This is a genomic window from Streptomyces sp. 11x1, from assembly GCF_032598905.1.
Lineage (GTDB): Bacteria > Actinomycetota > Actinomycetes > Streptomycetales > Streptomycetaceae > Streptomyces.
In genome coordinates this window covers 5,073,209-5,097,455 of sequence record NZ_CP122458.1, presented here as the reverse complement: position 1 = coordinate 5,097,455, position 24,247 = coordinate 5,073,209, and the positions used below count along the sequence as shown (strand labels likewise).

Annotated in this window: 27 protein-coding genes and 1 pseudogene; 7 read left to right on the top strand and 21 right to left on the bottom strand. The window is 69.1% G+C overall.

Annotation, left to right across the window (positions count from 1 at the left end; translation table 11 throughout):
• Nucleotides 1-7: 7 nt before the first annotated feature.
• Together P8T65_RS22310 and P8T65_RS22305 are read right to left on the bottom strand one after the other, a co-directional pair.
• Nucleotides 8-2,548 (bottom strand): NB-ARC domain-containing protein, encoded by a 2,541-nt coding sequence (locus tag P8T65_RS22310; protein ID WP_316727057.1) that lies wholly within the window; start codon nucleotides 2,546-2,548, stop codon nucleotides 8-10.
• Between the two features lie 25 nt (nucleotides 2,549-2,573).
• A complete protein-coding gene (locus tag P8T65_RS22305; protein ID WP_316727056.1) occupies nucleotides 2,574-2,933 on the bottom strand; it encodes a hypothetical protein in 360 nt (119 codons plus the stop codon).
• 615 nt (nucleotides 2,934-3,548) lie between these two features.
• Between P8T65_RS22305 and P8T65_RS22300 the strand changes: the two genes are divergently transcribed.
• Nucleotides 3,549-4,412, top strand: coding sequence for an LLM class flavin-dependent oxidoreductase (locus P8T65_RS22300; RefSeq protein WP_316727055.1), 864 nt, complete (start codon nucleotides 3,549-3,551; stop codon nucleotides 4,410-4,412).
• Nucleotides 4,413-4,457: 45 nt separating this feature from the next.
• Here P8T65_RS22300 and P8T65_RS22295 read toward each other — a convergent pair whose 3' ends face one another.
• The 7 genes from P8T65_RS22295 to P8T65_RS22265 all read right to left on the bottom strand — a co-directional run bounded on the left by P8T65_RS22295 (nucleotide 4,458) and on the right by P8T65_RS22265 (nucleotide 10,501).
• Nucleotides 4,458-4,595 carry a hypothetical protein gene (locus tag P8T65_RS22295; protein WP_316731667.1) on the bottom strand — a complete coding sequence of 46 codons (138 nt, stop codon included), beginning with the start codon at nucleotides 4,593-4,595 and terminating at the stop codon, nucleotides 4,458-4,460.
• A 446-nt stretch (nucleotides 4,596-5,041) separates the two neighbouring features.
• Complete coding sequence (locus tag P8T65_RS22290; protein WP_316727054.1) at nucleotides 5,042-6,859, bottom strand: RICIN domain-containing protein; 1,818 nt, start codon at nucleotides 6,857-6,859, stop codon at nucleotides 5,042-5,044.
• A gap of 210 nt (nucleotides 6,860-7,069) precedes the next feature.
• Nucleotides 7,070-7,423: a DUF4260 family protein gene (locus P8T65_RS22285; protein WP_316727052.1), complete on the bottom strand. Its 354-nt coding sequence runs from the start codon at nucleotides 7,421-7,423 to the stop codon at nucleotides 7,070-7,072.
• On the bottom strand, nucleotides 7,420-7,671 hold the full coding sequence (locus P8T65_RS22280) for a hypothetical protein (RefSeq protein WP_316727051.1): 252 nt from the start codon (nucleotides 7,669-7,671) through the stop codon (nucleotides 7,420-7,422). Before P8T65_RS22280 ends, P8T65_RS22285 begins: the two co-directional genes overlap by 4 nt.
• A gap of 119 nt (nucleotides 7,672-7,790) precedes the next feature.
• Nucleotides 7,791-8,378 carry a TetR/AcrR family transcriptional regulator gene (locus tag P8T65_RS22275; protein ID WP_316727050.1) on the bottom strand — a complete coding sequence of 196 codons (588 nt, stop codon included), beginning with the start codon at nucleotides 8,376-8,378 and terminating at the stop codon, nucleotides 7,791-7,793.
• Nucleotides 8,379-8,513: 135 nt separating this feature from the next.
• Nucleotides 8,514-8,999, bottom strand: a complete 486-nt coding sequence (locus P8T65_RS22270) for an SRPBCC family protein (protein WP_316727048.1) — start codon at nucleotides 8,997-8,999, stop codon at nucleotides 8,514-8,516.
• Between the two features lie 95 nt (nucleotides 9,000-9,094).
• Nucleotides 9,095-10,501: an FAD-dependent oxidoreductase gene (locus P8T65_RS22265; RefSeq protein WP_316727046.1), complete on the bottom strand. Its 1,407-nt coding sequence runs from the start codon at nucleotides 10,499-10,501 to the stop codon at nucleotides 9,095-9,097.
• 357 nt (nucleotides 10,502-10,858) lie between these two features.
• Between P8T65_RS22265 and P8T65_RS22260 the strand changes: the two genes are divergently transcribed.
• Complete coding sequence (locus P8T65_RS22260) at nucleotides 10,859-13,057, top strand: MMPL family transporter (protein ID WP_316727045.1); 2,199 nt, start codon at nucleotides 10,859-10,861, stop codon at nucleotides 13,055-13,057.
• A 169-nt stretch (nucleotides 13,058-13,226) separates the two neighbouring features.
• On the opposite strand, the gene P8T65_RS22255 is transcribed toward P8T65_RS22260, so the two are convergent.
• Nucleotides 13,227-13,634, bottom strand: coding sequence for a hypothetical protein (locus P8T65_RS22255; protein WP_316727044.1), 408 nt, complete (start codon nucleotides 13,632-13,634; stop codon nucleotides 13,227-13,229).
• Between the two features lie 318 nt (nucleotides 13,635-13,952).
• On the opposite strand from P8T65_RS22255, the gene P8T65_RS22250 reads away from it, so the two are divergent.
• The gene (locus P8T65_RS22250) at nucleotides 13,953-14,390 is read left to right on the top strand and encodes a hypothetical protein (protein ID WP_316727043.1); all 438 of its coding nucleotides are present in this window, start codon (nucleotides 13,953-13,955) and stop codon (nucleotides 14,388-14,390) included.
• On the opposite strand, the gene P8T65_RS22245 is transcribed toward P8T65_RS22250, so the two are convergent.
• Nucleotides 14,372-14,839: a DUF6174 domain-containing protein gene (locus tag P8T65_RS22245; protein WP_316727042.1), complete on the bottom strand. Its 468-nt coding sequence runs from the start codon at nucleotides 14,837-14,839 to the stop codon at nucleotides 14,372-14,374. The genes P8T65_RS22250 and P8T65_RS22245 overlap by 19 nt on opposite strands.
• 185 nt (nucleotides 14,840-15,024) lie before the next feature.
• Here P8T65_RS22245 and P8T65_RS22240 point away from each other — a divergent pair, with 185 nt between their 5' ends.
• The gene (locus tag P8T65_RS22240) at nucleotides 15,025-15,420 is read left to right on the top strand and encodes a hypothetical protein (RefSeq protein ID WP_316727041.1); all 396 of its coding nucleotides are present in this window, start codon (nucleotides 15,025-15,027) and stop codon (nucleotides 15,418-15,420) included.
• Between the two features lie 332 nt (nucleotides 15,421-15,752).
• Here P8T65_RS22240 and P8T65_RS22235 read toward each other — a convergent pair whose 3' ends face one another.
• Nucleotides 15,753-16,415, bottom strand: coding sequence for a hypothetical protein (locus tag P8T65_RS22235; protein ID WP_316727040.1), 663 nt, complete (start codon nucleotides 16,413-16,415; stop codon nucleotides 15,753-15,755).
• A 175-nt stretch (nucleotides 16,416-16,590) separates the two neighbouring features.
• On the opposite strand from P8T65_RS22235, the gene P8T65_RS22230 reads away from it, so the two are divergent.
• Entirely contained in the window at nucleotides 16,591-17,127 is a 537-nt protein-coding gene (locus P8T65_RS22230) for a DM13 domain-containing protein (RefSeq protein WP_316727039.1), read from the top strand.
• A gap of 51 nt (nucleotides 17,128-17,178) precedes the next feature.
• On the opposite strand, the gene P8T65_RS22225 is transcribed toward P8T65_RS22230, so the two are convergent.
• From P8T65_RS22225 to P8T65_RS22215, 3 genes and pseudogenes are all read right to left on the bottom strand, one after another.
• The gene (locus tag P8T65_RS22225; RefSeq protein ID WP_316731666.1) at nucleotides 17,179-18,576 is read right to left on the bottom strand and encodes a glycoside hydrolase family 43 protein; all 1,398 of its coding nucleotides are present in this window, start codon (nucleotides 18,574-18,576) and stop codon (nucleotides 17,179-17,181) included.
• Between the two features lie 29 nt (nucleotides 18,577-18,605).
• Nucleotides 18,606-18,878: pseudogene (locus P8T65_RS22220) on the bottom strand (hypothetical protein); the annotation flags it as partial.
• A 193-nt stretch (nucleotides 18,879-19,071) separates the two neighbouring features.
• The gene (locus tag P8T65_RS22215; protein ID WP_316727038.1) at nucleotides 19,072-19,416 is read right to left on the bottom strand and encodes a helix-turn-helix domain-containing protein; all 345 of its coding nucleotides are present in this window, start codon (nucleotides 19,414-19,416) and stop codon (nucleotides 19,072-19,074) included.
• 115 nt (nucleotides 19,417-19,531) lie between these two features.
• Between P8T65_RS22215 and P8T65_RS22210 the strand changes: the two genes are divergently transcribed.
• Nucleotides 19,532-20,413 (top strand): NAD(P)-binding domain-containing protein, encoded by an 882-nt coding sequence (locus P8T65_RS22210; RefSeq protein WP_316727037.1) that lies wholly within the window; start codon nucleotides 19,532-19,534, stop codon nucleotides 20,411-20,413.
• A gap of 22 nt (nucleotides 20,414-20,435) precedes the next feature.
• On the opposite strand, the gene P8T65_RS22205 is transcribed toward P8T65_RS22210, so the two are convergent.
• From P8T65_RS22205 to P8T65_RS22195, 3 genes are read right to left on the bottom strand one after another with little or no spacing between them, the layout of a single operon-like run.
• Nucleotides 20,436-20,696, bottom strand: a complete 261-nt coding sequence (locus P8T65_RS22205) for a hypothetical protein (protein WP_316727036.1) — start codon at nucleotides 20,694-20,696, stop codon at nucleotides 20,436-20,438.
• Nucleotides 20,693-20,896 (bottom strand): hypothetical protein, encoded by a 204-nt coding sequence (locus tag P8T65_RS22200; RefSeq protein ID WP_316727035.1) that lies wholly within the window; start codon nucleotides 20,894-20,896, stop codon nucleotides 20,693-20,695. Before P8T65_RS22200 ends, P8T65_RS22205 begins: the two co-directional genes overlap by 4 nt.
• The gene (locus P8T65_RS22195) at nucleotides 20,896-21,264 is read right to left on the bottom strand and encodes a hypothetical protein (RefSeq protein ID WP_316727034.1); all 369 of its coding nucleotides are present in this window, start codon (nucleotides 21,262-21,264) and stop codon (nucleotides 20,896-20,898) included. Before P8T65_RS22195 ends, P8T65_RS22200 begins: the two co-directional genes overlap by 1 nt.
• Nucleotides 21,265-21,403: 139 nt before the next feature.
• Here P8T65_RS22195 and P8T65_RS22190 point away from each other — a divergent pair, with 139 nt between their 5' ends.
• Nucleotides 21,404-21,691, top strand: coding sequence for a GntR family transcriptional regulator (locus P8T65_RS22190; protein WP_316727033.1), 288 nt, complete (start codon nucleotides 21,404-21,406; stop codon nucleotides 21,689-21,691).
• Nucleotides 21,692-21,792: 101 nt separating this feature from the next.
• Here the strand turns inward: P8T65_RS22190 and P8T65_RS22185 are convergent, their stop codons facing one another.
• From P8T65_RS22185 to P8T65_RS22175, 3 genes are all read right to left on the bottom strand, one after another.
• The gene (locus tag P8T65_RS22185) at nucleotides 21,793-22,893 is read right to left on the bottom strand and encodes a DUF4037 domain-containing protein (RefSeq protein ID WP_316727032.1); all 1,101 of its coding nucleotides are present in this window, start codon (nucleotides 22,891-22,893) and stop codon (nucleotides 21,793-21,795) included.
• 119 nt (nucleotides 22,894-23,012) lie between these two features.
• On the bottom strand, nucleotides 23,013-23,696 hold the full coding sequence (locus P8T65_RS22180; protein WP_316727031.1) for an IS630 family transposase: 684 nt from the start codon (nucleotides 23,694-23,696) through the stop codon (nucleotides 23,013-23,015).
• Complete coding sequence (locus P8T65_RS22175) at nucleotides 23,693-24,100, bottom strand: helix-turn-helix domain-containing protein (RefSeq protein ID WP_316731502.1); 408 nt, start codon at nucleotides 24,098-24,100, stop codon at nucleotides 23,693-23,695. The genes P8T65_RS22180 and P8T65_RS22175 overlap by 4 nt, the downstream gene beginning before the upstream one ends.
• Between the last annotated feature and the right edge of the window lie 147 nt (nucleotides 24,101-24,247).

The following is a 24,247-nucleotide window of genomic DNA, read 5'->3' as shown; positions in this document are numbered from 1 at the left end:
GTCGGCATCAGGGGGCCGTCCGCAGCTCGTTGAGGATCTGTTCCAGGCGCCTTCGGAGGTGAGGGTTCGCGGTCCCGTCGAGTTCGTGCTCGAGGGCGGTGAGGAGCTGGTCGGTGGTGGACGGGGCCCGTTCGCCGAGCAGGCGGACGGTATGGACGGCGCCTTCGACGAAGCCCGTGGCGTGGACGGCCTTCATGATCCTCCTGCGTACCGTCTCGATGACTTCGCACTGGCTGCTGTACTGCGCGATGTAGCGGGCGGCGAGGTACTGGCCGAAGGGGTCCCGCACCAGGGTCCAGCGGGGCTCGGTGCCGGGGGCAGTGGTCGGTGCCGGACGGACGGGGAAGTCCGACTCGGAGAACAGAGCCAGCAGTTCGTCGGTGAGCCGGAAGCCGTACCTGTCGGGGACGGTGCGGCGCAGTGCCCGGCCCAGAGCGGCGGTGAAGTCATGACCGGTCATGTCGGGTTTGCCGTCGGGCCGGATGACGAACTGGTAGGCCAAGCGGCACACGATCTGGCCGAGTTCCTCGGGCCCGATGGCGGAGCGGGAAATGCCCCGGTACAGCTCACGGTCACCGAAGAGCAGGGTGTAGGTGCTGTCGTAGAGGTCGATCAGCCGGTGCGGGAGATGGCCTTGGCGCTCGTGGACGGCGGCCATCTGGGTCAGGAGTAGCGGGTTGGTGACCAGGGACATCAACTCGGGGGAGGAAAAGACTTCGGTGAGCAGTCGTTCGGTGTCGTGCGCGGGCATGTGGGTGGCGCGGGCCCACTTGGAGAGGTAGGTGCGGACGTCGACCTGCGTGAACGCGTCGATCGTGTGCGGGGCGAATCCGTGCGCCACCAGCCCGGAGACGGAGGCGCCGGGGCGGCTGAAGACGACAACGGTGGCCCGGGGGTAGCTCGTTGCGAACGTGGTCACGTCGGCCTGGGCGCGGTCGCGGTCGCGGACGGACAGTTCGTCGAGACCGTCGAAGATGATCAGGGTGCGACGCTCGGTGAGGAGAAGTTCGAGCGTCTCGTAGGACATCTCCAGGTCGTGGCGCAGCCCGACCGAGTCCGCGATGAGGCGTTCCAGCGATTGCCGCCGGCCGGTGTACTGGCGCAGGGGGACGGTGAAGGCGACGTCCAGCCGACCGCTGTGATGCGTGGTGGCGATGTCGTAGCAGATCCGGTCCGCCAGGACGGTCTTGCCGGCTCCTGCGCCGCCGAGGACGAGAATCTGGCGGTGGTCGGCGGCCACGTCCTTCCAGGGGGCCAGGTAGGCGCCGGGCAGGGTGTCTTCGGTGGAGGTCAGGCGCTGGGGGATGTACAGCTCGTCGGGGGCGGAGAGCCACCGTTCGCGGCCGTGGAATGCCATGGGGCCGACGCCGGACCACTGGCTGCCCAGCAGGCGGCTGCGGTAGCTGTCGAGGAAGTCGCTGGTGTAGACGTCCAGGAAGCGGGCGACATGTGCGCCGTCGGGGTCGTCGCCCGCACTCTCGCAGTGCTGGCGGGCGAACAGTTTGAGCAGGTCGTGGTAGCGGAAGTGGACACCGTCGCTCGTCTCGACGAGCTGGGCGTCGACCAGAAGTTCCAGCAGTTCCTCGGCCCGGGCCTCCGGTACCTGGAGGAAGACGCCGGCGTGCCGGGCTTGGAAGCGGCTGAGAGGGAGTTGGGACAGGACGCGGAAGGCGTGGGCCTCGGCCTCGTGCAGGCCGCGGTAGCTGATCTCGAAGCTGCCGCGGACGTCGCGGGAGCCGTCGGCCAGTTTCGCGAGCCTGGTGCGTTCGTCGGTGAGTACGTCGGCGAGCTTGCCGACGGTCCAGTGGGGCTTCCTCTTGAGGAGGGCGCCCGCGATGCGCAGGGCCAGCGGGAGGCGGCCGCACTGCTGGACGAGCGTGCGGGCGGCGTTCTCGTCGTCGGTGCCGGGCCAGTGGCGCTGGGAGACCTCGGCGAGCAGGGTCAAGGATTCGGCCTCGCTCATGAGGTCCAGATGGTGGAGCCGGACGCCGTCGATCTCCGACAGGGGAATGCGGGAGGTGACAAGGACGAGGCAGGTCGCTGTGGCGGGGATCAGGTCCACGACCTGGTCCGCCGACTGTGCGTTGTCGAGGAGGATCAGGCAACGGCGCCCGTCGAGGAGGGAGCGGTAGCGCTGGGGGAGGTCCTGCGTGCCGACCGGGACACTGAGGGTGGCGGGGTCGAGATCGGCGACGAACCGCTGCAGGATCTGTGTGGCGGTGGGCCGTTCGCCGTTCTGCTCGCCCAGGTCGGCGTAGAGCTGGACCTCGTCGAAGCGCCCGGTCAGCCGGTGGGCCATGTGCACGGCCAGGGCGGATTTGCCGACGCCCGGGGTGCCGCACAGGTCGATGACGTGAGGCCCGGGCCCGTCGTTGCCGATCAAGGACGCTATCGCGATGATGTGGTCCACGCGCCCGCTGAAGTCCTTCGTTCCCTGAGGGAGTTGGCGCAGGGAACGGGTGGGGCCGGGTGCGGAGGTGAAGTAGATCGGTGCGTAGTTGTCGCGGAGGACGTTGACCTGTCGGGCGTGGCCGGTGGCGAGCGCCATGGTGGCCGGCCGGGGCGGACGACGTCTAGGAAAACGAAATGGGCCCACTGTTGTTTCCGCTGACGTTGACCTGCTTGGCGTTGCCGCTCGCGTGGGCGATCAGCGTCTGTGTGGCAGGGTCACTCTGGGCGGCGGTCACCAGGGCTTCGAGGGTGGCGGCGAACTCCGCATCGCTCTCCAGCTCACGGCGCAGATGGCCGGCCACGGCGGCCTGCATGTCCTCGTCCCCCGGACTCGCCTCCAACTCGGCCAGGGCAGCGCTCTGCGCGTCGGAACGGCCGAACCGTTGCCTGACGGCCTGCGCGACACTCTGGATCTTCAGCCAGGCGGCCTTCCCGGCCTCCATCGCGGCGCCCTCCCCGAACTTGGTAGCAACCAGCGCCACCGCAACGGCACTTAACGTAGCTGGATCCATGTTCGCCTCCCCCTCGCGTCCCCACGACACGGTCCTGCCCCCACGCTAGCGGCGCGCAGCGTGCTCCGGCAGCGAAACAGTCACAGCCGCCTCCGGCCCAGGGCCCCGCTGAATTTTCCCGGGTACCCCATGCTCTTCGAACCGTCGGTCGAGAATCCGCTCATGGCTCAGGCTGCGGAAAGAATGTGGGCCTGGGCTCGTGGTCACGGACTCGTCCGCGAGCAGACGGCGAGGGAGCGGATGGAACCCACGCGCCCCGAGCTGTGGGCCGCGCTGTGCTGCACGACCCGTGACCTCGAAGCACTCACTTTGTGCATCGGGTGACCAGCGTCCGCTGCTGCGCGCCGGGTTTCTCGGCGGGAACCTGGAAAGGTTCACGACTGTCGACGACGGCGTAAGAGTCGGGCTTCGCTTGGATGCGGAGCCCGATGGGGCGGCCTTGTTGTCGGTCCGGCCTCGGTCGGGATCCCGGTGGAGCGCGTGTTGCGCCGTGTCCTGTAGTGCTGCGTCTTCGGGGTCCTCCCGTGAAGCCGCCTGGATCCGAACCCGATTGCTCCTTTGCGGCCGGGTCCGCATTCTGCTGGGATGCGCTTCTCCATCCACATCCCCAACTTCGGTGACTTCGCCGACCCTCGTAGCGTCGCGACTGTGGCGGCTGCCGTCGAACAGGCGGGCTGGGACGGACTCTTCGTCTGGGACAACGTACTGCACCGCCAACACCAGGGGCGCCCCTTCGGAGATCCCTGGATGCTGCTGACTGCGGCCGCGCTGGCGACCTCGCGGATCCGGCTGGGCACCTTACTGACGCCGGTGCCCCGTTATCGTCCGCAGCAGCTTGCCCGCCAAGTGGCGACCCTGGACAATCTCAGCGGTGGCCGGGTGATCTTCGCGGCCGGCCTGGGCGGGCCGGTCGAGGACGAGTACCGCAGCTTCGGCGACACCGCTGAGCCGCAGCTCCTCGCCGAGCGGCTGGACGAGGGGCTGGAGCTGTTGAGACGCTGGTGGTCCGGCGAGCCGGTGGACCACCATGGCCGGCACTACGAGGTCCGGGACGTGACGCTGCTGCCTGCAACCGTGCAGCGGCCTGGTCCGCCGGTGTGGATCGGCGGGTTCTGGCCGTGTCGCCCGCCTATGCGGCGGGCAGCGCGGTGGGACGGGGCGGTGCCTCTCTTCGAGACGGCCCGGCATGGGCATGTGCCTGATGTGGCAGAGGTTCGGGATCTTGCCGGTTATGTACGCAAGCACCGTACGGGCACCTCCGAGCGGCCTTTCGAGCTCGTGCTCGGCGGTGCCACGCCGTTGGATGCCGTGAAGGCCAGGGACGTGATCGGTCCACTGCGCGACGCCGGCGCCACTTGGTGGGACGAGCGGCAGGTCCAGACCGGCCCTGATCTGGACAGCATGCCCGCGGTGATGCGCCGGATCGAAGCGGGGCCGCCGGTGATCTGATCAGCCTTGCGGGGGTGTGCCGGGCTTGCCGGTGGGATTCTTCGGTCACTTGTCGGGGCGGTATCTGGGGCCGTTCATGATGACCTGGTGGCCGGCGTTGATCAGCCGGTCCAGCAGCGACTCGGCGACGACGGCGTTGGGGAAGAGGGGATACCAGTCGCTGGGCGCCCGGTTGCTGGTGATGATCAGGGACCGGCCCTGTCACCCGCCGACGAGTTCGTAGAGGTCGTCGGCCTGGGGTGCGGTCAGCCGGCGTTCCTGCACAGACGAACCGCTGAGGTGACGCGGTCCGCGCCTTCGCGAGGTCCCTCAGTCATGGCGGGGCCGCGAGCTGTTGTGGCTGCGGCCCCGCTGGGGCGCCGGGGTCCTGACGGGTGGCCGCGCTGGAGGCCGCGGCCGCTGGCGCCGACATAGAAGCGCGAATCCTTCGACTCATGCCGACCCAGGCCTTGGGCCAGTGCCCGCCTGGTGAGTCCGGCTGCTTTCCGGCTTTCGGCGAGGCGTATTGCGCGGGCGCCTTGCGGGCTTGCTGAACGATCGAAGAGGGGTGACGTCCTGTCGGTCCGAGGATGCAACTCGGCTTCCCCGCCGTCACCTGCCAGCGCGATCACCCCCTTCGCCGAGGCCGCCTACTTGAGCGCCGTACCACCCGAGTTGTGATACGCGATCGTCTTGCGGATCAGGTTTCCGCCGTCGGACTCGGGCGTCGTCTGCTCCGTCCACCCCGCACCGAACAGCAGGCCTGCGATGTGGGCGTCCGCCACCTGGTCCATGTGGGCGAAGAACCAGTCCACCTTGTCGTCCTTGTAGTGGTCGGGCGTGTTGTTCTGCGCCATGTTGCCCACGGGGATCTGCCACAGGACGACCGGCTTGCCCACGGACTCGGCCATCGTCTTCCAGAACTTCAGCGAGGCGGCGGCCTTCTTGTCGGTCCAGAAGGTGTCACGGCTGCCGTGGGCCGGCAGTGCGTACCAGCCCGCGTCGCGGTCCGACACATCGCTGACCAGGAAGTCGGCGTTCTTCGCCCCGAGGTCCGCGTAGTCCTTGACGCACTTCTGGACGTCGGTCTCCCAGTCGAAGCAGGAAAGGTGCAGCCCCACGGCGGCGTTCGGCGCGTACTTGCGCGTCATCTGAATCAGGCACTGGGCGAGTCCGGCAGCGCTGTTCTCCTGCGATCCACAATCCGTCGGATTGGCGGCAGAGACCTGCGCGGGCACCTGGTGCAGATTGCCGAGCGACCGGGCGAAGCCCCAGAAGTCGGGCTCAAGGTCGATCGCGTCGTGCGACTTGCCGATCTTCTGGAGGAAGAAGCGGTAGTCGTTCAGGTACCGGGTGAGCAGGTCACGCCTGTTGATGGCCTTGACCTCGCCCGGGCCGTCGCCCTCACCTGCCGCGTCCCCGAGGTCGCGCAACGAGTACCAGGTCCAGAGCATCTTCTGCGGGCGCGGCTTGCCCTTGTACGTCGCGTCGGCCACCACGTCGTCCCGCCAGGTCACGTAAGTGCCGGGCGCCGTGGTGCTGCCGTTCCAGCAACCCCACCAGCCCGACCACGCGTCCTTGCAGCGCGCTGCCGTGTAGTACTCCGACGAGGGTGCGGGCTGGCTGTGCACATAGGCGTATCGCACGTCGAACGGCGCGGCGTTCGCCGAGGCGTCGGTCATCGAGCCGCCGATGAGCACCGTGTCACTGCCCATGAAACGCTTCGTCGACGTGCCCTTGGTGGCGGGCGGAGACGCCGGCGGCGACGCTGGCCGGGTGCCGTTCGGAGCCGGGCTCGCCGGAGTGCTGCCGCTGGGCGTGGGCGTGCTGCCGGCGTCCCCGGGGTTCCCGGTGCCGCCGGCACTACCGGCCGCGACGAGTTTCCACTGCTGGTTGGCGCGGCCCCGGTCGCGGTTCTGGACGATGTCGCCCCCGTTGGCCTTGGTGGCTTTCTGGACACCCACAGCCATGCCGCTGAAGCGATTGACCAGACGCACGTAGCCGTCCGGCGACTTGGCCAGTTTGAACTGCTGGTTGGTGCCGTTCAGGTCTTTCCACTGCACGATGGCCGAGCCGGCGGTCTTCGACCAGCCGAGGTCGTCCAGCACCTTGCCGGAGTTCCGGTTCTGCAGCCGGTAGTACCCGTCACCCGATTTGATGAACCGCCACTGCTGGTTGGCACCGCCGTGACGGCTCCACTGCACCACCCGCGCGCCGTCCTTCGTGGCGGAGGCGTGGTTGTCCAGCACCTTGCCGCTGTTGCGGTTGACCAGCACGTACCACTTCTTCAGATCCAGGCCTTTCTGCTCCGCCGAAGCCTGGTTGACCACAACGGCCGAGCCGGCCACGACCACCATGGCGAGACCCGCCCAGAGCCCCCGCCGCGCGAGCAGCCGACGGCCACGATGCTTCGGGCGGTCACCGCGCGCGCCGCCGTCGGCACGGTGGCCGCCGACGCGGGACGCCACCGGTGACGTGGGTGGGCCTGGGACATGTCTGTGCTCTGGTTCCAGGGACATGTCTGTGCTCTCGCTTTCAGCCGTTGCACCTGACCGGACCGCTTGGCCGGACAACGCTTAGTGGTCCGAGGGGCCGAAAAAGGTTGCCGCGAAGATCCACAGATTTTTCTCGCCCTGCGCAGTGGGCGGCCGGCATGTCCCGGGAGCCGTCGCGTCGGATCAGGATCCGGCGGGAAGTCCCTTGCCGAGCATTCTGTCGATGGCCACCCGCGTGAGCCAGCCGAGGCCCGCGGTGAAGAGTGGTGGCCATACGACCGGCCCGAGGGAGTAGCCGACCAGTACCACCAGCGGGATCCATACGCGATGCACCGACTGGTAGAGGAGACCTGGTGGGCGGACCCCCGCCAGCCGGGCCAGGTCGGGCAGCGCGAAGAACACCAGCGCGGCAACCGTCGTCGGAAGGCCGTACTTGACGCTCTCGAAACCCGCGAAGGCGATCAGGAACAGTGCCAGAGCGCCCCAACCTGCTTTCCTCGCCCACCCCTTGCTGCTCTGAGCGCCCTCGCTTGTCATGTCCCCAGCGTAGTCGCGAGGCCCTGTCCGCCAGGCGTCCCCTCCGTGAACACCTCGTCGGCTGAGCCGGCCGTCAGGTCCCGGGTGAGCCAGGTGCGGAACGTGCCCAGGTCGGTGCACGTCAACGCGGCGGTCCTGGCGAGGTGGTCCCTGACCCGGGCGAGCAACTGCGGGCCGGTGAGCGGCTCGTGGGCGCAGGCGGCCCGGCCCACAGGGATCGCGGTGGCCTTCTGGATCCGGGCCGACACCGCGTCAGGCGAGCGCCGAGGCCGGGGCCCCAGGAAGTCCCTGCGCAACGGCTTGCCGAACCGGTCGTCACCGTCGGTCCTGATCGCCGGTGCCTGGTAGTCGTGATCGTCGAGCGACCTCAGGTCATGGCCAGGACGGCCGAGACCAAGGACCGCAGGCAGACGCGCTCGGCTTCCTCGTTCGGCAGGGAGAGGTGCTGCATCGTCAGTCCGTCGAAGCCGGCCAGGAAGAACCTCGCGATCGTCTCGGCGGGCTGGCCGAGCCGGTGACCGGTGCGTTCGGCGGCCTGCTCGACCAGCTTCGTCGTCACCGCCAGGACCTCGCTGTAGTGGTTCTGAAGAGCCTCCTGCAGGTATGGCGTACGCAGGGCGAACATGCTCAGCTCGGTGAGCAGCTGGTGCGAGGCGGGCTGTTCGAGCACGGTACGCCAGAGTGCTTCGGCGAGTGTGAGGATGGTGTCCTCGAAGCTCGCGTCCGTGGGCGCGGCCCGTGTCACCTGGTCGATGAGGTCGCGCGTGAGCTGTTCCATGACGGCCCGGTACAGCTCCTCCTTCGTGCCGAAGGTGTAGTGCACGGTCGCCTGTGCCACGCCGAGCTCGGCGGCGATGGCGCGGGTGCTGCCGGCGGCGACGCCCTCCCTGGCCATGAGGCCGATGGCCGCCTTGATCAGTTGCGGGCGGCGCTCCGCCGCGGATACATGTGCCATGACGCGATCCTATCCGACTCAGTCTGCTGAACAGGTCGCTCGACAAATCAGCGGTACGTGATGATGGCCGCTCCTGGGCCGGCGGCCGATCGGGCGGGTGGGCCGGCCGACCGGCCCACGAGCATCCGCCGCCTGTCAGCGAGCGGTCCTCGACGCCTCGGATCGCAGCAGGGTGTTGAGGTTGGCCATGGAGGTGCGCATGCCGGCGCGCATGGCGGGCTGCTGTATGGAGTCGAGGAGCAGGCCCAAGGGGCCGAGGCCGATGGTGTATTCGACCTGGTAGAGCATCTCGGTGGCCTCCCGGCCGTCGGAGGTCTGGACCGGGCGGAACTCGAAGGTGTTGGTGAGGTCCTGGAGGGGGGCGAATCCGGTGCCGGTGTCGACGCGGCGCTTGAGGGGTTCGATCTCCTGGACGGTCCAGAGGGAGTCGGTCTTGAGCGGGCCGAGGGTGCGGTTGCGCTCGGCGTAGGTCTTGCCGACGGTGGCGAGGCCGTGGTGGTCGGTGACCTCGATGGCTCCGGCGACCCACTCGGCGTAGCGGTCGGTGCGGGAGATGACGTCCCAGACCCGCCCGAGGGGGGCGTTGATGACGGCGGTCTCGGCGACGACGAAACGGTTCATGACAGGGTTCCCTTGCTTGTCGGTACTTCGTGCGCGCAGCTCTGGCGGAGGGGTGCTTCGTGCGCGCAGCTCTGGTGGTGGGGTGCTTGGTGTGCTCAGCTGTGGTGGAGGAGTTCGGTGGCGGTGGTCCGGCCGGAGCGGACGGCGCCGTCCATGTAGCCGTTCCAGTAGGGGGAGAACTCGGCGCCTGCCCAGTGCACGCGGTGGTGGGGGCGTGCCATCCAGTGGCCGTAGTCGGTGAGGACGCCGGGGGCGGCGACGGAGGTGGGGCCGCCCTGGGTCCACTGCTCGGCGGTCCAGTCCTGCTCGACGTAGTCGACGGTGTCGAAGGCGCGGTCCCCGACGACCTGGGCGAAGCAGCGCAGGACGGCGCCGCGGCGTTCGGCGGCGGGGCGGTGGGCCCACTTGCGCCATTCCCGGCCGCCGAGGAAGCCCATCAGGACGCCGGGTCCGCCGTCGGGCGGGGTGTTGTCGAACATCTCGCGGATGGGGGAGCCGCCGCGCAGCAGGCCCATGCCGGAGAGCCCGTCCTCGCGCCAGAACGGCTTGTCGTAGACGGCGACGCACTTCATGAGGGTGCCGAACGGCAGCCGCTGGAAGAGCTGGTCCTGCTGGGCGGGCAGCAGCGGGTCCCACATGATCCGTGAGGCCACCAGCGGCGGTACGGCGACGATCACTCGGTCGGCCCGCCAGTCGCCGGCGTCGGAGACCACGGTGACACCGGTGGAGTCCTGGCTGACGCGTCGCACCGGCGCCGACAGGTGGACGCGGCCGTCGAGTTCTTCGGCGAGGCGCTGGGCGACGAGCTGTGAGCCGCCGACGAAGCGGCTGTCCTGGGCGCCGCCGGTGGTTCCGGTGCCGCGCTCCATGGTGCCGGGGTGGGTCTCGTTGCCGAAGGTGGAGACGTACCAGAGGCTGAACAGGGCGGAGGCGTCACGGGCCTCGCCGCCGTAGGCGGAGTTCAGGAACAGGTTGATCATGTCGACGGCGTCGCCGGTGATCTCGGCCTTGCGCAGCCAGGTCTCGTAGGTCATGCCGTCCAGCTCACGGGCGTTCGGGGCCTTCCAGGGGGCGGCCGGATCCACCTTGCCCGCCGCCTGCCCGATACGCGCCAGAGCGATCCCCATGTCCGGCAGGGCGAGCAGGTCCGGCGGGGTGTGCCCCGTGAACCGCTTGGCCCTGCCGTCGTTGACGTAGACGGTCTCGCCGGGAACGGCGGCCTGGTAGGTGGCCACGCCGACCTCCTCGGCCAGCGCCAGGATGTGGTCCTGGGTGGGGCCCACGAACTGCCCGCCGACCTCCGTCACCTGACCGTCGCCGAGATCGTGGTTGAGCAGCCGCCCACCCACCCGGTCCCGCGCCTCCAGCACGGCCACCGACCTCCCCGCCGCGACAAGCTCCCGCGCCGCGGTCAGACCGGCCAGCCCCGCACCGACCACCACCACATCCACCCTGCGCACGTGCCGCGCCATGGCGATGTCCCTGTCCTGCGTGCTGCTCATGATCGCTCCTTGTCCTGCGGTGGTCCCGGCGCTGCGGACGTGCTCCGCGGGGGAGAGCGGCACAGGCCCATGACCTGGCTCTTCCGAGGGCGGTGTGCTCCGGTGACCATCACCATACAGGTGACATTGTCGGCTGACAAGGTCGATAGTTTGAGTTGTGTGATTTGGTCGTACGACTTGAGCAAGTGATAAAGTCAGTGCCGAAGCAGCTCGCATGCCGCCCACGGCACCGGCATGCCTCATGCCCGCGGCCGCGGCCGCTCGACGGCGCGGGCCGACCCGCTTCGCCCTTCGCCCTTCGCCCCGCGTCCGCGACGAGACGTCCGGGACATCCCTTACCGACCTTGGGAGTTCGCCATGGCAGTACTGCTCCATCGGCTGGGCCGCAGTGCCTACCACCACCGCAGGCTGGTGCTCGGTATCTGGCTCGTGGTCCTGGCCGCGCTCATCACGTGCGCCGGCGTCTTCGGCGGCAAGCTCGACGACCGCTTCACCGTGCCGGGCACTGAGTCGCAGCGCGCGCTGGACACGCTCGGCAAGACGCTGCCCGAAGCCTCAGGGGCGGGCGCCGAGATCGTCTTCACCGCACCCGAGGGCCACCACATCACCGAGGCCCGCTACACCGCGGCCATCGCCGGAACCGAGAGGGCGGTGGCGAAGGCGCCCCAGGTCAAGGCCGTCCTGGGCCCAGGCCTGTCCGGGGCCGTCTCCGCCGACCGGAGCACGGCGATCGTGCAGGTGCAGTACTCGGTGCAGCGGGCCGAGGTACGCCCTTCGTCCCTGGACGTGATCGAACGGGCGGCCGAGGCGGCCGAGAAGGGCGGGCTCAGGACCTCGGTGGGCGGCAGTGCCTACGGCAGCAACGGCGTGCACATAGGCCCGTCCGAGATCATCGGTGTCGGCGTCGCCGTGCTCGTCCTCGTCGTCACCTTCGGCTCCCTGCTCGCCGCGGGCATGTCGCTGCTGCCCGCCCTGCTCGGCGTGGCCGTGGGACTGGCCGGGCTGTTCGCCCTCACTCCGGCGGTCAGCATCTCCTCCACCGCGGTCACGCTCGCGCTGATGCTGGGGCTGGCCGTGGGCATCGACTACATCCTGTTCATCCTGACCCGCCACCGCCAGCAGCTCGCCCGTGGAACCGACCCGCAGGAGTCCATCGCGCTGGCCAACGGCACGGCCGGCAGCGCGGTCGTCTTCGCCGGCAGCACCGTGATCATCGCCCTGGCCGCACTCAGCGTCATCGGCATCCCGTTCCTGACCGTGATGGGTCTCGGTGCCGCCGGAGCCGTCCTCGTCGCGGTCCTGGCCGCGATCACCCTGCTCCCGGCCCTCGCCGGATTCGCGGGCACCCGGTTGACCCCGAAGCCCGGCAGCAAGGAGGCCCGGCGGGCCACCGATCCCGACGGATCCGCCGGCCGGGCGACGCTGGGCGCCCGCTGGGTGAGGACCGTCGTCGCCAAGCCCCTGCTGACCGTCCTGGCTGTCGCCGGCATCCTCGTCGCGCTGGCGCTCCCCGCGGCGGACCTGCGCCTTGCCCTGCCGGACAACGCCTCGGCCCCGGTCACCTCCACCGAACGCAAGGCGTACGACACGGTCGACGACAAGTTCGGCCCCGGCTTCAACGGCCCACTCCTGGTGCTGACCGAGACCGACAAGGGGGCAGGGGCGCAGGCGGGTGCTCAGGCCGCGCAGCAGCTGCGGGACCTCAAGGGGGTCAAGGCTGTCCTGCCCCCCGTGCCCACACGCGATCCCGCGCAGACCGTCATCCAGGTCATCCCGGAGACCGGTCCCGACAGCGCCCGCACCGACCGGCTCGTCCGCGACATCCGTGCCGCCGCCCCGGACATCCGCGAGACAACCGGAGCGACGGTCGCGGTCACCGGCACCACCGCCGTCAACATCGATGTCTCCACCCGCCTCAGCGACTCCCTGCTGCCGTTCATGGCGATCGTCGTCGGCCTGAGCCTGATCCTGCTGACCATGGTGTTCCGCTCGCTGGTCGTCCCGCTCAAGGCCGCCGTCGGATTCCTGCTGTCGGTGGCGGCCTCGCTCGGCCTGGTCGTCGCCCTGTTCCAGTGGGGCTGGCTGGCGGACACCCTCGGCCTCGCCCACACCGGTCCCGTCGTCAGCTTCCTGCCGATCATCCTGATCGGCGTGCTCTTCGGACTCGCCATGGACTACGAGGTGTTCCTCGTCTCCGGGATGCGGGAGGAGTGGGTCCACACCGGCGTGGCCCGCGGGTCGGTGATCGACGGCGCGCGGCACAGCGTCCGGGTCGTCACCGCGGCCGCCCTGATCATGTTCACCGTCTTCGCCGGGTTCTTCCCGCTCGACGACGCCCTGATCAAGCCCATCGCCTTCGCGCTCGCCGTCGGCGTCGCCATCGACGCCTTCGCCGTCCGCCTGACCTTCGTCCCGGCGGTCCTCGCCCTCGCCGGACGGCACGCCTGGTGGCTCCCCGCCTGGCTCGACCGCGTCCTGCCCGACCTCGACGTAGAAGGCACACGCCTCCAGAAGGCCCCGCAGGTGCGGGACAAGGAACCCGAGCGAGTCTCCTGAACCGGCTGCGCACCCGGCGGATCCCCCGCCGGCAGGGGCCCTGACCCGGAGGAAGCACCACCTCCGGGCCAGGGCCTCACCTTTGCCGGGGTGCCGTCCCCCGGGGCGCCCCTGTCACGGGGAAGCAATCAGGCCGGCCGGAACACCGGCGATCACCTGAAGTCCCGTCCTACTGGCCTGTCAGTTCCACTTCGCAGTCCAGTGTCTGTGTGAACTCGCGACCGCCCTGCCGATAGACGAACCGGCAGTAGCGGGCGCCCTGGTCGGGAAGGGCGGTGATCTTCAGCCTTGCCAGGTAGTAGATGTCGCTCGACGTGTGGGGAGCTACCTTCACGGGCTTGTCGGAGTGGTCGCGCAGCGCAGCGAATCGTGGAGTCAATCTCTCGCCCTCTTTCACCAGCAGAGCCAGCCCTTCGGTGTCCTCAAGGCTGTAGGCACCGTATTGCAGGACCTCTATCCCCTCGGACACCTGCACGATGGATACCCCGGTGATGTCGATCGGCTCGGCGGACCTGTTGGTGGGTACGGGGAGCGCGAACCACCATGTTTCCCCGACCTTGACGTTCTCGCTTCCCACGATCCCGTTCTCCTGGGCGCCACCCTCCAACGCCTTCCCTTGATAAGGCTGTTGCTCCCGCGTGGAACATATCGAGATAAGGAGTACGGTCGCCGCTGCGAGGGCGACTCTCCTGGCAGCGGAAAACGCCGTGCTTGGTCTGTCCGGGGCCATTCTTTCCCCAATGTGTTGCCGGGCATCGATTCTTGATCCCGGCCATGGAGTGTTGCATGCGCTCGGGAGTGGCTTCGCCGGGCCGGCGAATGAGCAACCGGCCGCGTCTCTACGTATCCCCTGACGAGTGCACTCGGTACGGAGAACGCGAACGGAGATCAGGGCATGGTGAGGAAGCTGCCGCGAGGTGCCGCGCTGGCTGTGACTCTGGCTGTCCTGCCCCTGGCGGCGGCGTGCAGTGGGGGCGGTGAGGGTGACAAGGCGTCGGGTAAGGCGAGTGATGAGTCGAGTCCTGTCTCCGCGGTCGTCGCGCCCGCCAAGGTCGAGGTGATCGCCGAGCTCACCGGGTGCGAGGTGAAGATCCGGACCGAGGCGGAGGAGTTGCGCGAGGGGGTGTGCCAGACCGGGGACGGGGACTACCTCATCACCACCTTTCCCAAGGATGAGTTGAAGGAAGTCTGGCTGGAGTCCGCCTCCATGTACGGCGGCAAGTATCTGGTCGGGCCGCGCTGGGCCGTCTCCGCGAAGCCGGACGTGCTCAAGAAGCTGAAGGCCAAGGTGGGCGGCACGATCCGGGACCTGAGTCAGCCGAGTGCCTCGTAGCCACTGAGGTCGTACGCCGCTTCGTCGTCGATCGCGTTCTCCTCCCAGTCGATGGCGATGGAGACGGGACGGCCGTCCGCCGCGTACGAGACGTCGACAGTGTCGGCGCCGTCCTCGCGTGCCGATTCCACCTCCTGCAACAGGCGACCGATGGTGGGGATGTGCTGCGGTGACCGGTCGACCACGTGCCGGCCGCTGTCGTCGAGCCCGACGGCCTTTACGACCCTCCCGTCCCGGACCGTCACCGTGAACGTCCCGATCAGCGGCCGCTCGCCCTGCGTCGACTTGAGCGTGTAGGTGTACGAGGCCGGTTCTTTCCAGGTGGGTGCCGAAGCCTTCGGGAAGGTGGGCTCCTGATCGCACCCGGAGATCGCCCACATCAGCGTTCCCGCCGCCGCCAGGGTGGACAGAGCGCGGGTACGCGGTCGTACGGCGGTGGTCGGCGGCATGGTGGTGTCCCCCTCGGAGCGCGGCTGAAGACGGTCACCACTCGGACGCCGGACGGGGTGACAACGTTCGGGGGCAGAGAGAGGACAGGGCGTCGGCGCCGAGTCGGTGAGCCGGGCCGACACGTTTTCCGGCCGTCGTTGCCAGGAGGCTCCGCCCGGGAGCGCCCCACAGGCAGGATGGCCCCATGACGAAGTCGTCCGTACAGTCCGCCCGACGTTCCTCCTCCTCGTCTTCTTCCTGCTCCTCCTCCGGTTCGTTGCTGTCCCTGTGGTCGCAGGACTCCGTGCTGTCGATCGGGTCCGTCGGGTCCGTGCTCTCGGTCGGGTCCGTCGGTTCGGCTCTGTCGATCGGTTCCATCGGGAGCGCCCTGTCCGTCGGCTCGATCGGGTCGTCCCTGTCGCTGATCTCGACCGGGTCCTGGCTGAGTACGGGGTCCCTGTTCTCCGCACAGTCCCGGTGGTCGGTGCTGTCGTGGCGGTCCAACGGGGGCCTCATGACTGCGGGAGCGGTGGGCGCAGGGGTGGTGGGGTTGGCGGCCGGAGGAGCTCTGTTGCTGAGCCGGCAACGGCACAAGGCCTAGCGGGAGACCGCCACGAGGGGTACTGGCTCGGATCGTATCGCCAGCGTTGGTATCGGCGGCGATACGATCGCCGCCGATACCAATCCGCCCTGTGCAGGTGCCGTGGGCGGATCTCCGTACAACGCGATGAGCCCCGCTTCACTGGAGTGAAGCGGGGCTCATTCTCTGGAGCGCCGGGCAGGCCTTGCACCTGCATTTCCCCGCAGGAAGCGGGGCGTCTTTCCTTGGACCACCAACGCATCGAGTGCTACCGGGAGTTCGTTTTTCCGGTGAGCGGCTCGAGATCAACTATAGCGGATCTTCGGGGGCGTTGCATCTCGCGTCCCGGCGGGTCAGAGCAAGTGCGCCTGGGGGGCGTACTCGACGCGGAGGTACTTGGCGTTTCGTTCGCCGACGAACTTGCGGAGGATCGGTTCGGCGGTGTCGGGGTCGTCCACGCCGACGTGGACGAAGCCGGTGCCGTCCAGGCCGGCCTCGCGCAGGGAGAAGGTGCCGTCCCGGCGGCTCATGTCCTCGCTGACGCGGTCGAGGAGGGTGTTGAGGTCCTTCTCGTTGATGTCGCGGTCGTGGAGGCGTACGGTCACGCCCTGCTCGGCGGCTTCGCAGACGGCGGTGTCGAAGGAGGCGGAAGGGATGCGGTACACGTTCAGGGAGGCCGTGTCCTCGTCCAGGACCGTGCCCGTGTAGATCGAGGCGTGTCGGCCGGTGGCCAGCTCGTCCACGTGGCTCAGGGTGCGGTCGAGTGGGGTGTCCTCCGGGAAGCCGTCCCTGGCATGGCCGGCGAGGCTGCCTTTCGGCTGGGTGCCGTGGCAGGTCCTCGTCGCGGACGACACGACTTCCACGGTCTGGGCGTCGGCCGCCGATCCCCGCACGCCGCCGAGGACGACGACCGCTCCCAGGGCGGCCGCCGCGGCTCCGGCACGGGTGCGGGTGGCTGAGCGGGCCCAGGTCCGCGTCCAGGTCCCGGTCCGCCTGCTGTTGTTCGGTTCGCCCATGTGACCCCTCCGCGTCCTCTGCTCCCACGACCGCACGATCGGTACTTCGACGCACGGAGCCGCCCAAACGTTCGGCCCACGCGGATCACCTCGCGGGCGGCTTGTTCCGTACGGCCCGGGGTTGAATCGGACAACACGTGCACAAGCCGTACGACGGGCGAGGAGGGGCGGGACCATGGGGCGACTGCTCGGGGTGCTGACCAAGCCGGTGGTGATCGTGATCCTGCTGGTGGGGGCCGTGCTGGCCGGCTTCGGGCTGTACTGGTTCCAGCCGTGGAAGCTGTGGACCGACGAGACCGTGCGAGAGACTCTGCCGTCGGCCACGGCCACGCCCACGGCCATGGGGAAGACGCAGATCGTCGCCCGCGGGGAGTTCGTCAGCCACGAGCACTCGACCTCCGGGGACGTCCGGCTGCTGCGGCTGGCGGACGGGGCGTACGTCGTACGGCTGGAGGACTTCGACACCAGCAACGGGCCCGATCTGCGGGTGTGGCTGAGCGATGCGCCGGTGAAGGAGGGGGAGGGCGGCTGGCGTCTCTTCGACGACGACGTGTACGAGCACGTCAGCCTCGGCGGGCTGAAGGGCAACAAGGGGGACCAGAACTACCCGGTGCCCGGGGACGTCGATCCGGGGGACTTCACCAGCGTCAGCATCTGGTGCGACCGCTTCAACGTGTCGTTCGGGGCGGCCGAGCTGGTCCGGAGCGGGTGAGGCTCCGGACCGGCTCGGGGTCACCGGTGTCGAACGCAAGGGGTCCGGGTGTCAGTAACCCACCCGGAACGTCGCGTCCGCCCGCTCCGTCGCCGTCGAGACCGGGTCGATGCGGAGCACGTAGTTGTAGTGGCGGAGGTAGCGGGTCGGGTTGTTGTACGAGCGGAACGAGGACCACGTCGAGTCGGCGAGGCCGGCGACGCGGGTGAACGTGGCGTCCGCGGCGAACGTCGACGTGCCGTCGTTCGCGTCCAGGCGGAGCGCGTAGTTGTAGTGGCGGAGGTAGCGGGTCGGGTGGTTCACCGACTGGAAGGAGACCGCCGAGGAGTCCGCCAGGCCGGGGACCAGCCTCCACTGGGAGTCGGGGAAGGGGTCGAAGGGGTACTCGTCGATCCGGCCCACGTAATCGCTGTGGCGGACGTAGCGGGCCGGGTAGTTGTACGACTTGAGACGGTTCCACGTCGGGGCGCCCCACCTGGCCAGCAGGTTGCTGTATTCCGTCGACGTGATCGGGTGGATGCCGCAGTGCTTGGAGTTGAGCGGCTGGGTGTAGAGCTTCTGGTCGAGGGCGGTCCAGGTGCCGGAGGCGAGGTCGCTCGACTGCCAGACGTAGAAGACGCCGTTGGGGGTGTAGGTGTCGCCCCACAGGTACCAGGCGGAGGACGTCAGGGACTTCACCACCGTGGGGGCCTCGGTGCCGCCGTGCGCGACAGGCGTGCTGAACGGTGTGAAGCTGCCCGGGGCGAGGGACGTCGACCGTGCGCCGACCAGTTGCTGGTTGCGCTTGTAGTAGAGGTAGTTGACGCCGTTGACGCCGATGGTGAGGTTGCCGTCGATGATGTCGTAGCCGGGGTCGAAGAAGACCTGGGGGTTCGTCGACGTGACGAAGTCCGTGGTGTAGCTGACCATGATCACGTTGTGGCCGCTGCTGTTCACCGAGGAGTAGAGGATGCCGTACTGGCCGCGCGAGGCGTCCCAGTAGGCCTCCGGCGCCCAGCTGTGGGTGTTGGTCATGTCATGGAGTTTCAGCCGCCGGTAGCCGGTGAAGGTCCGCAGGTCGGTGGAGTCCCAGACGTGGATGTACGTGCTGTTGTAGTTCCAGTCCGTGCCCTTGAGGTCGGTCGCGAGGACGACGAAGGTACCGTCCCGCTTGCGCATCAGGAACGGGTCGCGCAGGCCGCCCGCGCCCTGGGTCGGGGTGACCAGGGGGGCGTTCTGGTTCAGCGGGGTCCAGTTCAGGCCGTCCTGGCTGACGGCCAGGTGAAGACCGTAGTCGGCCTCCAGCATGGTGGTGGACTCGGTGAAGTAGACCATCGCGTACGCGGAGTCGGCGGCGTGGGCGGTGCCGGCGCCGAGGGTGAGCACGCCCGTCGCGGCCAGCGGTACGGTCGCCGCGGTGCCCAGGAACGCGCGGCGGGACAGGCCGGGTCCGCTGGTCGTACCGCTCATGCCGCTCATTCCGCTCATGTCAGGCTCCACTTCTGGTGGATGCAGTCGGCGATGGCCTTCATGCCGCCGGGCCACTCGGTCTCGTCGATGGTGATGTACTCGTAGCCGGCCTCGGGCAGCCCGGCCGCGACGAACGCGTCGACCCGCTGCTTGATCACGTGGTGGTCGACCTTCGCGGCCGTCGCGAGGGCGAGGGCGCGTACGGCGGAGCTTCTGCAACGGCCTCTGAAGCCAGGGGAGTCGGTGCGGGGAGGGGGTGCATGCGGCTCCTTCGATGGATATCCGAGGGCACGAGGGTCGATATCTCGAACAAGGATCGGCTCGCCGAACGTGTCGGCTGGCAGAAAGTAGAGCCGGTGGGTGCGGAAGTCAACGGGTGTGGCAGAGGCGGTTCTTGAACCGGCCGCAAAGGGGTGGTGGGGGTGGGAGGGCCGCGCTTCGGGGACGGAGGGGTGCCACAGCCGCGAGCCGCGAGCCGCGGGCGGCGGAGAACGCCTAACGCGTTGCCCGAACCCGCTCCCGGCCCCAGGCGGCCAGTGGTTCCAGCGCCTCGTTGAGGCGGGTCCCGGCATCGGTCAGGGAGTACTCGACGCGGGGCGGCACCTCGTCGTAGGAGACACGGCGCACGATCCCGTCCGCCTCCATCTCGCGCAGATGGGAGGCCAGGACCTTCTCGCTGACGCCCGGAAGCTGTCGGCGCAGCTCGCCGAAGCGGCGGCACGGGTGCTCGTGCAGCGCCCAGAGGATCAGGACCTTCCACCTGCCGCCGATCACCTCCATCGCGGTGTCGATCCCGCAGATGTGTCCGTCCGGTTCGCCCGGCCGGTTCAGCGTCGCCATGCCCCCACCCCTTTGACATCCGCCATCCCCGTGACGTGCTCGCTCACCTCAGGGTAACCACCCACTCCGAAGTACGTACTTGATCACTTCCGTGCCTGTGACCAGCCTGTTCGGCATGACACAGAACCTTTTCGAGAAGCCCGCCGTCACCCTGCTGGGGCTCGGCGCGATGGGCACCGCGCTGGCCCGCGCGTGGCTGGCCGCCGGTCATCCGCTCACCGTCTGGAACCGCACCCCGGCCCGCACCGCGCCGCTCGCCGCCGAGGGCGCGAGGGTCGCGGACAGCGCCGCCGAAGCGGTCGCGGCGAACACCCTGGTCGTCATCTGCCTGCTGGACGACGCCTCCGTGGACGAGGCCCTGGCCGACGCCGACCTCACCGGCCGCGACCTGGTGAACCTGACCACGACCACCCCCGCCCAGGCCCGCGCCCGCGCCGAGTGGACCGAGGGGCGGGGCGCCCGTTACCTGGACGGCGGCATCATGGCCGTCCCGCCGATGGTCGGCGTCCCCGAGGCCGGCGGCTACGTCTTCTACAGCGGCTCCCGGCACCTGTTCGAGCGGCACCGGACCACGTTGACCGTCCCGGTCGGCACCACCTACGTCGGCGAGGACGCGGGCTTCGCTGCTCTGCACGACGTGGCTCTGCTCAGCGCGATGTACGGCATGTTCGCCGGGGCCACGCACGCCTTCGCCCTGATCCGCGAGGAGGACATCGACCCCACGGCCTTCGCCCCGCTGCTCGCCGACTGGCTCGTCGCCATGGCCCCGTCCGTCCACCTCACCGCCGCCCGGCTGCGCAGCGGCGACCACTCCGGAGACGTCGTCTCCAGCCTGGCCATGCAGGTGGCCGGCATCCCGACCTTCGTGACCACCGCCGAGCAGCAGGGCGTCAGCCCCGAACTGCTCGCCCCCTGCTTCGCGTTGATGCGCCGCGGCCTGACGGAGCGGAACGGCGAGGAGGACCTGACGGGACTGGCCGACCTGCTGCTGCGCTGACCCCGCCGTACGGGCGTACCCGTCACACGCGGCCCGTGAGGTGGGCCGTGCCGGGCGACGTCTGCACCGGCTGTCGGCAGTCCGGGGCTGCCGGGGGCGGGGGCTGACCGTCGAGGGCTCGGCAGAGGGCGGCGTGGAGGTGCTCGGCTTCGGTGAGGGTGAGGGTCAGTTCGGTCTCGGTGGGGTGGCCGCCGGTACGGGTCACGCGCAGGGGCACGGCCAGGCGTTGGCCGTCGGTGCGGCGCACGGGGCGCCCGGGTGCCCTCTCGACGATCCAGCTCATGACGCCGCCCCACCTTTTCCGATCCTCGCGAGGCGGTACGCGCCCCACAGTTCCCGCCCGCTCTCGCACCCGTCCTGCGCCTTGGGGATGCCCTTGCAGCCGCCGTCGCACTTGCGGGTGTGGTCGAACCACAGGCGGTACGCGCGGAGCATGGGAAGCTCGGCGGGCCGGACGGTGGTGCTTGCTTGTTCGTGTGTCATCAGCTCGCCTCCGTGAACTGCCGTGCCTGAGGCGGTGATGACGGGCAACTCGAGGTGCGGCCACAGGAGTGACACGGCCGGGCGAATTCCTGCTCCTGCGACCACTCCTCGGCGACCAGGTACGGCCGGACCATGACGGTCGCGGCGCCGTCGAAAAAGGTGTGCAGGCCGTATGGGGAGCGGTGGGCCGGAAGGCCGGAGGGCGCCGCGTGGACTGCCCGGGTGGTCAGGGCGGCGATGTCTACCGTCGGGTGCGTGGGTCCCCGGCGTCTGCCGGTGCCGGGCGCGAACAAGTCCAGTGCCTGGCGCATCAAAGCGTGGATAATGCCCACCGTCATCAGCTCCTGTTTGTCGTGTCTGGTGGCCACGCCCCCGGACGGTCGCACCCGTCGCGGGGGCCTCTTGCTGGCGTCTCCGACCGTAGCGCAACTTGGTACGTCCTAGCACGTCTTTGTACGTGAACGCTCGGCCTATGCTGCCCTGAGTCAGCCTCTTACGCTCAAACTTATGATCGAGATCGACCGTGAGAGCATCACCCCGATGTACGTGCAACTCGCGTCCGCCCTGCGCGAGCGCATCCGGCTCGGAGAGATCCCGGTCGGCCGCCGCATCCCTTCCCACTATGAGCTGGAGCAGGAGACGGGCGGTGCTGTCAGCCGTCGCACCATCAAGTCCGCCATCGAGATGCTTGTGGCGGAGGGGATTCTCCAGGGGGTCCAGGGCAAGGGTGTGTTCGTCATCTCGAAGCCCGCGGGTGGTCCGTCGGCCGTGGACCGGCCGTCGCCCGACTCGTGATGCGGTGGCCCTTGCCGGTGTCGGCAGCATCCGGCCGGACACCGGCTGTCGCGGTCACGCGCTGACTGTCGAGTGCAGCCGGGTGCTCTGAGTTGGAGGCCTCAGGAGGGATAGCAGACCGTTGCGAGGGTGGCGGCGCGTGTCAGTTCTGGATGGCTGAGCACGTCGGTGCTGTCGACGAACTGGTCGACGTTTCCGATCGTCGGCAGGGCGCGGACGGCCGGGTCGGTGATGCGGGTGGTCAGCGCCGCGGTGAAACGGTCGGCGTGCAGCACCTGAAAGGGTCTGGCGTGGTAGGGCCGCGTGGCAGGGTCGACAGGGTCGGTGAGGCCGAGTTGGTTGTGTGTGGCCGCGACGGCCTCGTAGGCCCGGGCCAGGTGATGTTCGCGGGTGTGCCAGTCGGTGGCGGCGAGGACCGCGGTGAGGACCGGGCTGAGGGCGGGTGCCTGGGGAGTGCGGGCGAAGGCGCTGCCGAGCCACTTGCTGTAGGGCGGGTAGCGGCGGTCCATGAGCAGGCAGAGTCGCATCAGATCGCGCACCAGTCGGGCGGCGACGATGGCGGAGCCGATTTCGTCGCCCACTTCGCCGCAGCGCCCGACAAAGGCTTCTTCCCGGGAGATGCGCTGCCACTGGCAGGCGAGTAGGTAGAGCCATAGGTCGTGGGGGTACCAGTGAAGGGTGGCGCGGGCTGGTGCCAGCTGGCCGAGTCCGTCGTGGAAGACGGCACCGGCAGTGACCTCGGCGAGAAGCTGAGTGGGGATGGCCAGCCAGTCCGCCAGGGTGATGTCGGTACGCGGGTCGAAGCCCAGTTGCGCGGTGAACCAGGTCCCTGGATCTATGACTTCGACTCGGTGGTTGACCGGCCCGTCAGTTGTCTGCATGACCCCGACACCTTCTTCGCCGACGGGGGCGAAGTGCGTCGGGTAGCCGCCGAAGGTTTTCGGCAGGCGTTCGGAGAGCAGTGCTGTGATCCTGGCGCCGTGGCGAGCGACGTCCTGCGGGCGCAGGAAGATCTGCAGGCGGGGTCCCCACTCGTGGTCGGTGGATCGGACGGTGTCGAATCCGAGGACTTCCGAGCCGCTGCCGAGGCGGGCGGCGGAGTGCGTCACGTCCGGCGCGGCAGCGTCCAGCAGAGGCCGTACGGCGTCGAGGTAGAAGCGGCGGGAGAGCTCCAGTCCGGGAACGAAGGACGACATGGTCATGCCGGGGAGGGTGCCAAAACGGCGTGTGGTCGTCGAAGGCTTTTCCACGTTCCGGCGGTTGCGGTCGACCGCACGTACCGCCAACCAGTGCCGCTGTGTTACTAGTAGATTGTCGCGGCTTAATTTCGTCGTGTGGTTGGGTAGAGGTGGCGCAGTTTCACGCGTGCGTCGTCGGTGGTGAAGTGCCAGTCGACTTGGCGCTGGTTGCTGTTGGTGTGCTGCTGCCGGGCGGCGAGTTCGGTGTTGAGCACGGTGAGGTCGTCGATGCGGCGGTCCAGGCACTGACGGGTGAGCGCGGAGAGCTCGATCTCGGCGATGTTGAGCCAGGACCCGTGTTTGGGGGTGTGGTGGATCTCCAGGCGCTGGGCCAGCGCGAAGGCCTTTGCCGGGTCGAACGCCTCGTAGAGCGAGGCGGTGGTGTGGGTGTTGAGGTTGTCCATCACCAGCACGACCGTGGCGGCGTCGGGATAGTCCACGGTCAGCAGGTGCTCGACCTGGTGCGCCCAGTCGACCCTGGTCCGGCGGGACTGCGCGTCCACGCGCCGCCATCCGCGCAGCGGCTCGACCCAGCAGAAGATCGAGCAGGTCCCCGAGCGGACGTACTCGTTGTCCTCGCGCCGGTCACGGCCCGGCCGCGCGGGGAGCGGATCACGGACGTGGCCGAGCAGCTGGTACGGCTTCTCGTCCATGCACACCACCGGGCGCGCCGGGTCGAAGGGCCGGTGATAGACCGCCAGGACGTCCTCCATCGCCGCGGCGAAGGCCGCGTTCGCGGCCGGCGGGATGGTCCAGCACTTCTTCACGTGAGGGCGCAGTTCCGTTTTTTTAAGACCCGCCCGATCGTGGAGTGGTCCAGATCCGGGATGTCCTCGGCCAGCGCGACGTGCTTCTCCAGCAGGCGCAGCGACCAGCGGGCGTGTCCTTCGGGCGGCGTCGAGCAGGCCAGCGCAATCAGTCTTGCCTCGACCTCGCCGGTCACCGGGGAGGGCACCGGCGGCAGTGCGCGTTCCTTCCGGCCGACCGTGGCCCACACATCGCCGCCGGTCTCCGCATACCGCTTCGAGATCAGGCGGACCGAATCGCACGAGACCCCGACCCGCTCCGCGATCACCGCCCGCGGAGCGACCTCGCCGGCCGAGGTGTCCAACGCGAGCAGCACCCGCGCCCGCCTGATCATCGACGCGCTGCGGACCCCCGTCGTCGTCACACGCTCCAACGCCCGACGGTCTTCGGCACTCAAGACAACCGGATACTTCTTCTGCGAGGACACAGCACCCCCTGCCCGGCCGGACGGAAGCATCAAGCGAAGCCTGCCCGACACCAACTCCACCAACCATAACGACACTTAGTCGCG